Genomic DNA, 12,646 nt, shown 5'->3' on the forward strand with positions numbered 1-12,646 from the left:
GACCGCGCCGTTCGGCGACCATCGACGTGGCGTGGATCTTCGTGTAGTGCTGCGACTACAGGCCGCCGATGCGGCTGTGCCTCCGGCGATTAACCGGCCGTGCGTCTCTCGCGCCCCAGGTCGGGCATCAGGTCTGCCCGCACTGCATACAGCGCGAGCTCGACATCGTTGCGCGCGCCGGTCTTTTCCAGGATGCGGGTGCGGTAGGTGCTGACGGTATTCGGCGACAGCGACAGCTCGATCGCGATCTCGCCGACGCTGCGCCCGCCCGACAGCATCTGGAAAACCTGGTATTCACGGTTCGACAGCCGTTCGTGCGCCGCCGTCTCGGCCATGTCGCTGTGGCCTGCGCCGAGTGCGGTGGCAAGTTGCTCTGCCACCGACGGTGTGATGAACAAGCCCCCGCTGACGACCTTGCGGATCGCCAGCGTCATCTGTTCGCTGTCGATGCTCTTGTTCAGGTACCCGGCGGCGCCGAGCTTCATGCTGCGCACCGCATACTGCTTGTCGGGATAGGTGCTGAGCATCAGGACCGGCGTCCTCGGAAACTCCTTGCGCAACTGGCGCAGCACGTCGAGGCCGTCGCGGTGTGGCATCGCGATGTCCATCAGCACCACATTGATCGGGTTGCCCGCCGCATGCAGCTCGCGCACCACGCGCACCGCCTCGGGACCGTTCTCGGCCTCGGCAGCCATCACGATGTCGGATGCATCGGCAAGGATCTGGCGGATCCCCTGGCGCACGATGAAGTGGTCGTCGCAGATCAGGACGCGGATCATGTCGCTTCCGCGGGCGGCAATGGCATCACGAGCCGCACGGCTGTTCCATGGCCCGGCACGCCGTTGATGCGCAGCGTGCCACCGAAGTGCGCTGCACGTTCGCGCATGCCCATCACGCCATGGCGGCGTCGATCGTCGAGCGCCTCGGGCAATGCGCCGACGCCGTCGTCGGTCACCTCGAGGTGCAGCACCGGCTCGGGCGGCCCGTCGACATAAAGCCGGATCCTCACGCCTTGTGCGCGCGCGTGTTTCGCGACATTGCTGAGCATCTCCTGGAAGATGCGGAACACCGCGATTGCCCAGCGCTCGCCATCGAGACCTTGAGGCACCGCGACGCCATGACTGATGTGTACCTGCAGATCGCTTTTCAGCTCCGAGGAATCGAGAAACTCCTGCGCCTGCCATTCGAGCGCAGCCCACAGCCCCTGGTGGTCGAGGATGCTCGGTCGCAGGTCGGTCATGATGCGACCGACGTTGTCGACGGCGGTATCGATCAGCCGGCCCATACCGCGGCATTTGGCACCGAGTTCCGGCTGCCCGGTTACGCGCGCGCCGAGCCAGTTGACGTCCATCTTCAGCGCCACCAGCAGCGAACCGAGCTCGTCGTGGATCTCGCGAGCAATGCGGGTGCGTTCCTCCTCGCGAACGGTTTCCAGGTGTGCAGAAAGCTCCCGCATCTGGCCGAGCGCACTGCGCAGCTCGGCCGTGCGCTCTTCCACTCGACGCTCCAGCTCTTCGTGGGCCTGCTGCAGCAGTTGCTCGCCGCGCTTGCGTTCGGTGATGTCGATCAGCGTGACCACTGCGCCCTGCACGACGCCATCATCGATGATCGGATACGACGAATATTCGGCGGCGAACGAACTGCCGTCGGCGCGCCAAAGCACCTCGCTGTCGATGCGGCACGGCAGCCCGCGCCGGAAGGCGTTGAAGATCGGGCAATCGCCCTCCGGGTAGTGGCTGCCGTCGGCATGCGTGTGGTGTATCAACGCATGCATGTTGCGGCCGAGCAGCTCATTGACGCGCCAGCCGAGCATCTCGCATGCCGCGCGATTGGCGAAGGTGCAGCCTCCGGCGTTGTCGATGCCGAAGATGCCGTCGCCCGTGGATTCGAGCATCAGGGCGAGCTGCCGGCTCCACGGATCGCCAGGGTGTTGCAGCGCTCGGCCGGATGCCGGGCAGCAATTGCCGGTCGTGCAGTCATCGGTGATCGGTTGGTCCATCTCGGGGCATGAATCGCTGCAATCGCGACATGCTGCAAGCCCCGTGCCATGCATCTCACCTCCGGAGCACCAGATCGGTGCGTCGGGTGCGCCTCAACCCTCCACCCGCCACGGCGGATTGCGCCGGTTCTCGCCGGCCCAGAACAGGCACAACTCGTTGCCGCCCGGATCGCGCAGCCGCGCCTCGCGCCACAACCAGCGCTGGTCGCGCGGCAGTTGCGTGAATTGATACCCTGCCGAGAGCAGCCGCTCGACCTCGGCATCGAGCTGCGGTGTCTCGAAATAGACGACGACGTGGCTGTGCGGCAGCGGCTGGGCGACGCGGTGCAGCGAAAACGTTGCATCGCCGCTCGTGCATTCGAAGCGCGCATAGTCGGGCGATGCGACGATCTGCGTGAAACCCATCCGGCGGTAGAAATCGACCGAGCGCTCGAGGTCTGCGGCGGGCAAGGTCACCTGGTTCAGGTTCATCGTTCGGCCCTCATTTCGTCAGATCGAACTCGCGCAGCCCTTCGTGATGCTGGGTCGCGCGGCACCACTCGGGATGCGCGGTCGTGCGTTGCACATCACCGAGGCCGGCCTGCCACAGCTCGTTGACCGTCGCGCGCGAGAACTCGTAGTCCTTGAAGCTCGATGACCGCGTGTCGTGGCGGTTGATCACCTGCACCAGCGAGATCTCGGTGCGCTGGCTGGCGTCGGCGAGCAACGCGACGTCGGGGTCATTGCGCAACTTGGCCGGCAGCTTGTCGAGCAGCCTGCGGAAGGCCGCCTTCAGCGCCATCCGCTGGCGCAGCTGCTCGCTGTTGAAACGCGTCTTGCTCGAATACTGGATGTCCTTGTGGCGCTCCTGCACCTGGTCGAGATCGGTGGGCAGTGCGCCGCGCGCGCTGAACAGGTCGACCTGCAGGATCAGCGCATCGATGATCGGCGCCTCGTCGAGCACGTACCACAGCGGCGAGTTCGAGACGATGCCGCCATCCCAGAACAACTCGCCGTCGATCTCGACCGGCGGGAAGCCGGGCGGCAGCGCGCCACTGGCCATCACATGCTCGACGCCGAGCTGCCGCCGGGTGTTGTCGAAATAGACCGAGTTGCCGGTGCGCACATTGACGGCGCCGACCGCCAGCCGCACGGCGCCGCTGTTCAGCAGTTCGAAGTCGACCAGCTCGAGCAGCGTGTCGCGCAATGGCGTGGTGTCGTAAATGCCGAGCGCGCCGATCGCCTCGTGCGGCAGCCGCGGCCGGAAGAAACCGGGCACGCCGAACAGCGTCGCCGATGCGGCGGCAAAGCGGTTGAACCACGGCCGCACCGGTTGCAGCGGCGCGGGGTCGGCCGATGGCGACCAGGCCGAGACACGGCTCCAGAACTCGCGCAACGCGGCGACACGACGCTCCGGCGGATTGCCGGCGATCAACGCGCCATTGATCGAGCCGATCGAGACGCCGGCGATCCAGTCCGGCGATGCGCCGGCGGCGGCAAAACCTTCGAAGGCGCCGGCTTGATAAGCACCGAGCGCCCCGCCGCCTTGCAGCACGAGGACGGTGTGTTCGTGTTCGGGTGGAGCCACGGCCGGAACGGCAGGCGAGGTATCGGGGGGAAAGGCCATCATCGTTTCGCGGCGGGTCGGAACGCCGAGTGTCGCAGCCCGGACCTGCTGCCGCCAGCGGCGCCCGGCAAGCGGCTTCGTGTCAGCGCCGCCTGCCAACCATTCCGATCAGCGCCGAGCGGCCGCTGTGGCCCTCGCCCTCGTTGACGACGGCATCGTATTCGCGCAGCGTCGTGATCTCGAGTTCGTCCTCGAAGGCTTCGCGCAGCAGCTGCCGCGTATACATGTGGGTGGCGAATGGCGGGCCGCCGGTGCCGTAGTCGAGCTGGTGCGGCGTATAGCCCTGCAGGACCAGCGTGCCACCAAGCTTCAGGCTCTGCACGATACGATTGAACATTCGTTCGCGCAATGCGGGGTGCGCGAACTGCACGAAGATTGCCGCGACGCCGTCGTACGCTTCGCGCGGCCACGCAAAGCCGTCGACATCGGTGACGCTGAAATTGACCTCGACGCCCTGCTCGGCTGCCAGCCGGCGTGCCTTATCGACGCCGACTTCGGAGATGTCGAAAGCGTCGATGAGCAAGCCGCGTTTGGCCAGCCAGACGCTGTTGCGGCCTTCGCCATCGGCGACACACAAGACGCGGTCGCCCGGCTGCCAGACGCTGGCATGTTCGACCAGCCATTCATTCGGCGCGGTGCCGAACAGGTAGTCGGGCCGCGAGAAACGGCCATTCCAGGTGCCGGCCGGGTCGGCAAACGGTGAGGTTTCCGGCGGTGTGGCTGCGCTCATGCAGCGAGTATCAACCAGCGACCTGCTGGCCCTTGCGATACAGCGCCTCGGCACGGTTGCCGGTGCGGCAGAACGCGTAGATCGGCTTCGTCAGCGTGTTGACGTGCTCGAACATCTGGCGTGCATCGTCATCGGCCTGGTCTTTCGGCGGCACCGGCAAATGGCGGTACTCGAGACCGGCAGCACGCGCAGCGCTTTCGAGCTCGGCGCTGCTCGGCTGGTCGGCGCCGCCTTCGTTGTCGGGCCGGTTGTTGATGATGCTGTTGAAACCGGCGGCCTTCAGCGCCTCGAGCTGCTCGGGCATCGGCTGCGGGCCGACGAACAGTTCCACGGTTACCTTGCGGGCCGGCAGGCCCTCGACGGTCACATTCTGGTTCGTCATCGGGTACTCCTTGTCGATGTGCAACACAAAGTCTGTACCTCCGAGGAGCGCATTGGTGTCGGACAGCGTCGCAAATGGCTGCCCGACGGGGCAGCGAATGCCGGCCTGCGCACGGCCGCCGTTGACGCGGCGAGCGCTGCGCCGATTGATCGGCGGCGACAGCCGCGCGGGATGCCCGGTCAGCGACCGTTTCGATCCGACTTGTCGGATTTGTCGACATAGTGCTTGAACACCTTCCACGCAGCGATTGCCATGAAGACGCCGAACAGGATCCAGTTGAGCAGTTCCATATGACGAGTGGTTCAGCGCGCCTTCACGACATCACCGCCGCGCGCAAAGTTGCCACCGCCAAGGTGGTGGATGGTGTGCAGCGCGGCATTGTCGGGTCCGACATGCCAACGCCCGTTCGAGAAGATGCGCGCGTCGGCTGCCGCAGCAACGACCTCACAGAAACAGGTGTCGTAGGTATCCTGCGCATGCGGTTCGCTGATCAGCCGGCATTCGAGCCAGGCCGAGCAGCCGGCCTCGATCACCGGCACGCCGAGCACCGGGCCGGGCCGCGCATCGATCCGGTGGCGTTCGAACTTGTCGCCGACCTCGCTGCCGCTCTCACTGCCGACCGCATGCGTGAGGTCGACCAGCCCGGCACCGGGAATGCAGATGCCGAACACGCCGCTGGCGATCACCAGCTCGCGGGTAAAGGTTTTCTTGTCGATCACGATCGCGATCCGCGGCGGCGTGAACTCAACCGGCATCGACCACGCCGCGGCCATCACATTGCGCTGCCCATCGGCGCCGATGCTGGTGATCAGCACCGTCGGCCCGTGGTTGATCAGGCGACTGGCGTGTTCGAGGGCGACGGGCTGGAAGTGGGAGGGCATGGGGTCCTTTGATGGAATAACGGCCCCATTGTGTTAGAGATGGCTGCAGCGCCCGTCGAAGCAAAAAAATCGGGGCCGAAGCCCCTCCCACAGACATTGCGCGTGGGACGGGCTTCAGCCCCGATTCGGGCTGGTGCCATGCAAAGTGATCGCGGCTGAAGCCGCTCCTACGGGATGGGTGCTCAGCCCTTCGCCAGCGCCCGCTCGCGGATCGCGTCGAAATCGGCCGGCCGCGGGTGCAGGTCGAGCCGTTGGCCGGCCTTGACGATCTGGCTCGGGATGTCGTGGCCGATCAGGCCGGGCAGCAGCTTCGATGCGGCGACCAGCTTCGCCAGATCGACGCCGGTGTCGTAGCCCATCAGCTCGAGCGCGTGGACGATCTCTTCGCTGCAGACATTGCCGGTTGCGCCCGGTGCATACGGGCAGCCGCCGATGCCGCCGAGCGATGCGTCGAAGCGGTCGGCGCCGGCGTCGATCGCGGCCAGCACGTTGGCCAGGCCCATGCCGCGGGTATTGTGGAAATGCAGCGTCAGTTCGGTGCCGGGCCAGCGCGCGCGGAAGGCCGCGGTCAGCTCGGCCACCTGCGTCGGGTAGGCCATGCCGGTGGTGTCGCACAGCGTGATGCCGGTGGCGCCGGTCTCGTCGACATGGCGGGCGCACCAGTCGAGCACGGTCTGCACCGGCACGTCGCCCTCCATCGGGCAGCCGAAGGCGCACGACAGCGAGACGTTGACCGCGGCGTTCGCATTGCGCGCGATCGCCGCCACCTCGACCAGTCCGTTGAACGACTGCTCGCGCGTCATCCGCAGGTTCGCCAGGTTGTGGCTTTCGGTCGCCGACATCACCAGGTTGAATTCGTCGGTGCAGGCATCGACGGCGCGCTCGGCGCCGCGCACATTCGGCACCAGCGCGCTGTAGACGACACCTTCGACGCGGTCGATCTCGCGCAGCACCTGCTCGCCGTCGCGCAGCGCAGGAATCGCCTTCGGCGAGACGAACGCGGTGACCTCGATCTTCGCCATGCCGGCACGCGACAGCGCATTGACCAGCGCGATCTTGTCTTCGGTCGGCACGAAGGCCTGTTCGACCTGCAGGCCGTCGCGGGTGCCGACTTCCTGCATGAAGATGCGCTTGCGCGCACCGTTCCACACGTTTGACGCGCTCATGCGACCACCTTTCTGCCGCGCAGCGCGGCGATGTCGTTGCCGGAGAAGCCGATCTCGCCGAGCACCGCATCGGTATCGTCGCCGAGCTTCGGCGCCGACGAACGGACCGTGCCGGGCGTGCCGAGCAGCTTCGGCACGATGCCGGGCACCTCGACTTCGTAGCCGTCGCGGGTCTGCTGTTTCAGGATCATCTCGCGGGCGCGGTAGTGCGGATCCTCGACGATGTCCTTCGCGGTATAGGCGCGCCCGGCCGGCACCTTGGCCTCGCCGAGCACCGCCAGCACCTTGTCGGCGCTGTGCTGGCGCGTCCAGGCCTCGATCGCCGCGTCAAGTTCCTCGACGCGCTTGACGCGCCCGGCGTTGTCGGCCAGCGCCGGATCGGTGCCGAGGTCGTCGCGGCCGATCGCCGTCATCAGGCGCCGGAAGATGCTGTCGCCGTTGCCGGCGATCAGCACGACGGCCTCGTCGCCGCAACGGTAGGCATTCGACGGCGCGATTCCCGGCAGTGCCGAACCGGCCGGCTCGCGCACCACGCCGAAGGCGCTGTATTCGGGGATCAGGCTTTCCATCACGTTGAACACCGCTTCGTGCAGCGCAACGTCGATCACCTGGCCCTTGCCGCCGTTGACCTTGCGGTGATACAGCGCGGTCAGCACGCCGATCGTGCCGTGCAGCGCGGCCAGCGTATCGCCGATCGAGATGCCGCAGCGCACCGGCACGCGGCCCGGTTCACCGGTCAGGTGGCGCAGCCCGCCCATCGCCTCGCCGATCGAGCCGAAGCCCGGCAGGTCGCGGTACGGGCCGGTCTGGCCATAACCGCTGATGCGCAGCATGATCAGGCCCGGGTTGAGCTTCGACAGTTCCTCGTAGCTCATGCCCCAGCCCTCGAGCGTGCCGGGCCGGAAATTCTCGATCAGCACGTCGGCTTCGGCGATCAGCTTCTTCGCGATGCCCTGGCCTTCGCTGCCACGCAGGTCGATCGCGATCGACCGCTTGTTGCGCGACTGCACCTGCCACCAGACCGAAGTGCCTTCCTTGATCAGCCGCCAGTTGCGCAGCGGATCGCCGGCGCCGGGAGCCTCGATCTTGATCACGTCGGCGCCGAATTCGGCCAGTGTCTTGCCGGCGAACGGGCCGGCGATCAACTGGCCCATCTCGACCACGCGCAGGCCTTGCAGCGCGGCGGGTGTCATCGATTCGGTCATGATGGTCTTCTCCTGATGAAAGAACTATCAGTCGATCGTGGCGCCGGAATCCTTGACGATCTTTGCCCACTTCGGCAGGTCTTCCTTGATCATCGCGGCGAATTTCTCCGGCGAGCTGTGCATCGGCTCGCTGCCGACCGCGGCCAGCTTGGCCTTGACGTCAGGGTTCTCGAGCGCCTTCGCGAGTTCGGCATTCAGCTGGGCGATGATCGCCTTCGGCGTGCCGGCCGGCGCAAACAGGCCGTACCACGGGGTCGAGCCGAAGCCCTTGATCGACTCGCCGACCGTCGGCACGTCAGGCAGCGCAGCAACGCGGTTCTCGTTGGTGACACCGAGCACCTTCAGCTTGCCGGACTTGATGAACGAGATCGACGACGGCAGGCTCTGCACCGACACCTGCACCTGGCCACCGACCAGATCCTGGATCGACGCGGCAGCGCCCTTGTACGGCACGTGCAGCATCTCGGTGCCGGTGGCCTTCTGGAACATTTCGCCGATCAGGTGGTTCAGCGTGCCGTTGCCGGCCGAGGCCATCGTGATCTTGCCCGGCTCCTTCTTCGCGGCGGCGATCAGCTCGCCGAGGTTGTTCGGCGCGAACGAGGTGTTCGCCACCAGCACATAGCCGGCATTGGCGACCGGTGCGATCGGCTCGAAATCCTTCACCGGATCGAAGCCGGTGCTCTTGTACAGCGACGGGTTGATCACGTGCGCGCTGTTGACGGTCAGCAGCAGCGTATAGCCGTCAGGCTTGGCCTTCGCGGCAGCGGCGGTGCCGAGGTTGCCGCCGGCGCCGGGCCGGTTGTCGATCAGGAACTGCTGGCCGGTCTGCTCATAGAGCTTCTGGCCGATGATGCGCGCGATCGTGTCGTTTGCGCCGCCCGGTGCCTGCGGCACGACGACGGTGACGGTGCGGGCCGGGTACTTGTCCTGTGCGACGGCGGTGCCGGCGAGGCCCGCGATCATCAGCGCGGCGAGGGATTTGGTGAACTTCATGTCTGTCTCCGTGCAAAGCAATGGATGGAACGGGTGAATGGGGCCATGACCCACTGGTGTGCGGCGTCGCCGGCTGGCGGTGCTGCAGACTTCACGATCGCCGTCTTGCTTGCGGCGTTGCATGTGGCATCCCTGGCGAAGCGAATTCTGGGCAATCCGGCCCCGGCACGGAATGACAATGACGCGTCGCCAGCTTTCGCGAAATGGGAAAGCGAGGTGGTGATAACCCCGAATCGTCCGGCGCAGGCCGCCTTGTCGGCAAGCGGAAATGCCGCAGCGGTGACCGGCTGTCAGCCGGCCACCGCAGTGTCAGGAAATGGCTTGGTGCGCGCCGCTGCGGCGCGCCGTTCCCTACCGAGGCAGTGACAGCCGCGGCAAGCGGGGCTTCCGGCCTCAGCCGAACAGCCAGGGCTCGGCGGCGCGCCGGCGGCTTTCGTAGTCGCGGATGCGATCGGCGCGCTGCAGCGTCAGGCCGATGTCGTCGAGGCCGTTCAGCAGCCGGTGCTTGCGCGCGGCATCGATCTCGAAGCCGATCGCCTCGCCGCCGTCCGGCGTCAATGTCTGCGCCGGCAGGTCGATGTGCAGCTGCAGGCCCGGCGTCGATTCGACGAGCGCGAACAGCCGCTCGACGGTGGCCGCATCGAGCACGATCGGCAGCATGCCGTTCTTGAAGCAGTTGCCGTGGAAGATGTCGGCAAAACTCGGGGCGACGAGCGCGCGGATGCCGAAATCGCGCAGCGCCCAGGCTGCATGTTCGCGGCTCGAGCCGCAGCCGAAATTCTCCCGCGTCAGCACGATCTGCGCGCCGGCATAACGCGGCTGGTTCAGCGCGAAATCCGGATTGCGCGGCCGCGATGCAACGTCCTGGCCAGGCTCGCCGCGGTCCAGATAACGCCACTCGTCGAACAGGTTGTCGCCGAAGCCGGTGCGCCGGATCGACTTCATGAACTGTTTCGGAATGATCGCGTCGGTATCGACATTGACGCGGTCGATCGGCGCCGCCAGTGCGGTCAGTTCGGTAAACGGCTGCATCACGTGTTCTCGCTGCTGATGTCGACGAAGTGGCCGGCGATCGCGGCGGCGGCGGCCATCGCCGGGCTGACCAGGTGGCTGCGCCCGCCGGCGCCCTGGCGGCCCTCGAAATTGCGGTTTGATGTCGATGCACAGCGCTCGCCGGCGCCGAGCCGGTCGTCGTTCATGCCGAGGCACATCGAGCAACCCGGCTCGCGCCACTCGAAACCGGCGGCGCTGAAGATGTGGTGCAGGCCCTCGGCCTCGGCCTGCGCCTTCACGAGTCCGGAACCCGGCACCACCAGCGCCTGGCGGATGCTGGCGGCGATGCGCTTGCCGTCGACGACCTTTGCGGCGGCGCGCAGGTCCTCGATGCGCGCATTCGTGCACGAGCCGATGAAGACCTTGTCGGGACGGATCCCGGTCATCGGCGTGCCCGGCTCGAGGCCCATGTACTCGAGCGCGCGCAGCATGCCGGCACGGCGCACCGGATCGGCCTCGGCGGCCGGATCGGGCACGCGGCCGTCGACCGGCACCACCATCTCGGGCGATGTACCCCAGCTGACCATCGGCCGCAACGTTGTTGCATCGATCGTCAATGTGCGATCGAAATGCGCGCCAGGGTCGCTTTGCAGCGTGCGCCAGTAGGCGACTGCGGCATCCCAGTGCGCGTCCGACGGCGCATACGGCCGGCCCTTCAGATAGGCGATCGTTTTCTCGTCGACCGCAACCAGGCCGACCCGCGCGCCGGCCTCGATCGCCATGTTGCACAAGGTCATCCGGCCTTCGACCGACAGCGCGCGGATCGTGCTGCCGGCGAATTCGATCGCACAGGCGGTCGCGCCGGCGGTGCCGATGCGACCGATGATCGTGAGGATCAGGTCCTTCGCGGTGACGCCGGCCGGCAGCTCGCCGTCGACCTGCACCAGCATCGGCGCCATCGGGCGCAGCGCGAGGCATTGCGTCGCCAGCACATGTTCGACGTCGGAGGTGCCGACGCCGAACGCCAGCGCACCGAAGGCGCCATGCGTGCTGGTGTGCGAATCGCCGGCAACAACCGTCATGCCGGGCAGCGTTGCGCCCTGCTCCGGGCCGATCACGTGGATGATGCCCTGGCGCTGGTTGCCGATGCCGAACTGGGTGATGCCGAATTCGCGGCTGTTGGTATCGAGCTGTTGCACCTGCATCCGCGACAGCGGATCGGCAATGCTGTCGATGCTGATGCGTTCGGCGGCAAGCGTCGGAATGTTGTGATCGACCGTCGCCAGCACCGTCTCGCGGCGCCACGGCTGGCGGCCGGCCATCCGCAGCCCTTCGAAGGCCTGCGGGCTGGTTACCTCGTAGACGAGGTGGCGGTCGACATACAGCAGCGTTTCGCCATCGTCGGTTTCGTCGACGACATGGCTGCGCCACAACTTCTCGAACAAGGTGCGCGGCTGCCGCTCGAGCGTCTGCGAATCCATCGTGTCAGGTCTCCGTCGGTGCTGCCGGCGCGGCGCAAGGTATGCGGCGCCGATGGGGGTTGCCGGCCGATTGTCGGCAGGAGAAGCGCACTGCGGAATGACAATGGCGCGTGGCCAGCTTTGCCGAAACGCGAAACCGCGCCCGGACAAACCCCGATCCGTCGCCAGATGCGGCGCGGCCCGGACGGCGGCGGCCTCAGCCCTTCTGTGCTTCGCAGAGATGGTCGATCAGCTGCCGCACGTGGCGCGGCACCGCATTCGGATCGCGCAAGCCGATCAGCAGGTGGCGCTGCGCCCAGGCATCGTCGAGCGGAATCTGCTTCAGCTGCAGCGCGCGCAGCTGATGGCGCACCGCCTCGGCCGGCAGCACCGCGACGCCGAGGCCGGCAGCGACCATCCGGCACATCGCATCGAAGCTGCGCACCTGGATGCGGATGCGCAGCGAACGGCCGATCGACGACGTCTCCGACAACATCCGCTGCGCCAGCGAGGTGTTTTTCGACAGACAGACGAAGTCCTCGTCGACCGCCTCGGCGAAATGCAGCGAGCGGCGCCGCGCCAGTTCGTGGCTGCTCGGCACGACCAGCACCAGCCGGTCGTCGCGGTAGCGCATCACGTGCAGGCCGAGCGTCGGCGTGCGGTCGGCAAAGATGCCGACGTCGGCGCGGCCGTCGAGCACCGCGAGCACGATCGCGCCGCTGTCCTCTTCCTCGAGCTCGATGCGCACCCCCGGATGCGCGCCGGTAAAACTGGCAATGTCGCCGGGCAGGAACTGCGTCACCGCCGAGGTATTGGCCCACAGCCGCACCGCGCCGACCAGGCCGGCGGCATGGTCCGACAGATCGGCGGCAAGCCGGTCGACGTCGCTCAGGATGCGCTGCGCATGCTGCTGCAGGGCCTGCCCGGCAACGGTCAATGTGACGCCGCGCGAATGGCGGTCGAACAGTTCGCTGCCGACCGCGGCCTCCAGATCGGTCAGCCGCCGGCTCGCCGCGCCGATCGCCAGCGACGCCAGTTCCGCACCCTTGCTGATGCTGCCGCTGCGCGCGACGAGCACGAACAGCGACAGCGAAAACAGGTCGAGGCGGTGCAGGTTCATGGGCGGCGGTGCGGAAACTTGTCTTGCGGCCCATTCTGCCTGCGCCCCGGTGCGGAAAGCCGAGAATCCCACTGCGGGAAATTGCCCTGGAAGCAGTACCCGCGACGGCCT

Annotated in this window: 13 protein-coding genes; all 13 read right to left on the reverse strand. The window is 67.0% G+C overall.

The genetic code is table 11. The annotated features are described in order from the left end of the window. Nucleotides 1-89: 89 nt before the first annotated feature. On the reverse strand, nucleotides 90-779 hold the full coding sequence (locus ACNH6H_RS08985; protein WP_418317156.1) for a response regulator: 690 nt from the start codon (nucleotides 777-779) through the stop codon (nucleotides 90-92). After that, the gene (locus tag ACNH6H_RS08990; RefSeq protein ID WP_418317157.1) at nucleotides 776-1,894 is read right to left on the reverse strand and encodes a PAS domain S-box protein; all 1,119 of its coding nucleotides are present in this window, start codon (nucleotides 1,892-1,894) and stop codon (nucleotides 776-778) included. Before ACNH6H_RS08990 ends, ACNH6H_RS08985 begins: the two co-directional genes overlap by 4 nt. Nucleotides 1,895-2,092: 198 nt before the next feature. Continuing rightward, entirely contained in the window at nucleotides 2,093-2,470 is a 378-nt protein-coding gene (locus ACNH6H_RS08995; RefSeq protein WP_418317158.1) for a VOC family protein, read from the reverse strand. 10 nt (nucleotides 2,471-2,480) lie between these two features. Next, nucleotides 2,481-3,608 carry a patatin-like phospholipase family protein gene (locus tag ACNH6H_RS09000; protein WP_418317159.1) on the reverse strand — a complete coding sequence of 376 codons (1,128 nt, stop codon included), beginning with the start codon at nucleotides 3,606-3,608 and terminating at the stop codon, nucleotides 2,481-2,483. 79 nt (nucleotides 3,609-3,687) lie between these two features. Next, complete coding sequence (locus ACNH6H_RS09005) at nucleotides 3,688-4,335, reverse strand: SAM-dependent methyltransferase (protein ID WP_418317160.1); 648 nt, start codon at nucleotides 4,333-4,335, stop codon at nucleotides 3,688-3,690. A gap of 10 nt (nucleotides 4,336-4,345) precedes the next feature. Beyond that, on the reverse strand, nucleotides 4,346-4,717 hold the full coding sequence (locus ACNH6H_RS09010; protein ID WP_418317161.1) for a beta-lactamase hydrolase domain-containing protein: 372 nt from the start codon (nucleotides 4,715-4,717) through the stop codon (nucleotides 4,346-4,348). A 302-nt stretch (nucleotides 4,718-5,019) separates the two neighbouring features. After that, entirely contained in the window at nucleotides 5,020-5,598 is a 579-nt protein-coding gene (locus ACNH6H_RS09015) for a flavin reductase family protein (RefSeq protein WP_418317162.1), read from the reverse strand. Between the two features lie 182 nt (nucleotides 5,599-5,780). Next, nucleotides 5,781-6,764 carry a hydroxymethylglutaryl-CoA lyase gene (locus ACNH6H_RS09020; protein ID WP_418317163.1) on the reverse strand — a complete coding sequence of 328 codons (984 nt, stop codon included), beginning with the start codon at nucleotides 6,762-6,764 and terminating at the stop codon, nucleotides 5,781-5,783. Beyond that, the gene (locus ACNH6H_RS09025; protein ID WP_418317164.1) at nucleotides 6,761-7,969 is read right to left on the reverse strand and encodes a CaiB/BaiF CoA transferase family protein; all 1,209 of its coding nucleotides are present in this window, start codon (nucleotides 7,967-7,969) and stop codon (nucleotides 6,761-6,763) included. Before ACNH6H_RS09025 ends, ACNH6H_RS09020 begins: the two co-directional genes overlap by 4 nt. A gap of 27 nt (nucleotides 7,970-7,996) precedes the next feature. Beyond that, nucleotides 7,997-8,962, reverse strand: coding sequence for a Bug family tripartite tricarboxylate transporter substrate binding protein (locus ACNH6H_RS09030; RefSeq protein WP_418317165.1), 966 nt, complete (start codon nucleotides 8,960-8,962; stop codon nucleotides 7,997-7,999). A 393-nt stretch (nucleotides 8,963-9,355) separates the two neighbouring features. Then, nucleotides 9,356-9,994 (reverse strand): 3-isopropylmalate dehydratase small subunit, encoded by a 639-nt coding sequence (leuD, locus tag ACNH6H_RS09035; RefSeq protein WP_418317166.1) that lies wholly within the window; start codon nucleotides 9,992-9,994, stop codon nucleotides 9,356-9,358. Next, nucleotides 9,994-11,436 (reverse strand): 3-isopropylmalate dehydratase large subunit, encoded by a 1,443-nt coding sequence (gene leuC / locus ACNH6H_RS09040; protein WP_418317167.1) that lies wholly within the window; start codon nucleotides 11,434-11,436, stop codon nucleotides 9,994-9,996. Before leuC ends, leuD begins: the two co-directional genes overlap by 1 nt. A gap of 196 nt (nucleotides 11,437-11,632) precedes the next feature. Continuing rightward, nucleotides 11,633-12,535, reverse strand: a complete 903-nt coding sequence (locus tag ACNH6H_RS09045; RefSeq protein WP_418317168.1) for a LysR family transcriptional regulator — start codon at nucleotides 12,533-12,535, stop codon at nucleotides 11,633-11,635. Between the last annotated feature and the right edge of the window lie 111 nt (nucleotides 12,536-12,646).

The sequence above is a fragment of the Pseudideonella sakaiensis genome (genome assembly GCF_048320135.1).
Taxonomy (GTDB): Bacteria; Pseudomonadota; Gammaproteobacteria; order Burkholderiales; family Burkholderiaceae_C; genus Ideonella_A; species Ideonella_A sakaiensis_A.

Coding starts and splice junctions, on each gene's coding strand:
- ACNH6H_RS08985 (WP_418317156.1), bottom strand. CDS start 779: ATGATCCGCGTCCTGATCTGCGACGACCACTTCATCGTGCGCCAGGGG.
- ACNH6H_RS08990 (WP_418317157.1), bottom strand. CDS start 1,894: ATGCTCGAATCCACGGGCGACGGCATCTTCGGCATCGACAACGCCGGA.
- ACNH6H_RS08995 (WP_418317158.1), bottom strand. CDS start 2,470: ATGAACCTGAACCAGGTGACCTTGCCCGCCGCAGACCTCGAGCGCTCG.
- ACNH6H_RS09000 (WP_418317159.1), bottom strand. CDS start 3,608: ATGATGGCCTTTCCCCCCGATACCTCGCCTGCCGTTCCGGCCGTGGCT.
- ACNH6H_RS09005 (WP_418317160.1), bottom strand. CDS start 4,335: ATGAGCGCAGCCACACCGCCGGAAACCTCACCGTTTGCCGACCCGGCC.
- ACNH6H_RS09010 (WP_418317161.1), bottom strand. CDS start 4,717: ATGACGAACCAGAATGTGACCGTCGAGGGCCTGCCGGCCCGCAAGGTA.
- ACNH6H_RS09015 (WP_418317162.1), bottom strand. CDS start 5,598: ATGCCCTCCCACTTCCAGCCCGTCGCCCTCGAACACGCCAGTCGCCTG.
- ACNH6H_RS09020 (WP_418317163.1), bottom strand. CDS start 6,764: ATGAGCGCGTCAAACGTGTGGAACGGTGCGCGCAAGCGCATCTTCATG.
- ACNH6H_RS09025 (WP_418317164.1), bottom strand. CDS start 7,969: ATGACCGAATCGATGACACCCGCCGCGCTGCAAGGCCTGCGCGTGGTC.
- ACNH6H_RS09030 (WP_418317165.1), bottom strand. CDS start 8,962: ATGAAGTTCACCAAATCCCTCGCCGCGCTGATGATCGCGGGCCTCGCC.
- leuD (WP_418317166.1), bottom strand. CDS start 9,994: ATGCAGCCGTTTACCGAACTGACCGCACTGGCGGCGCCGATCGACCGC.
- leuC (WP_418317167.1), bottom strand. CDS start 11,436: ATGGATTCGCAGACGCTCGAGCGGCAGCCGCGCACCTTGTTCGAGAAG.
- ACNH6H_RS09045 (WP_418317168.1), bottom strand. CDS start 12,535: ATGAACCTGCACCGCCTCGACCTGTTTTCGCTGTCGCTGTTCGTGCTC.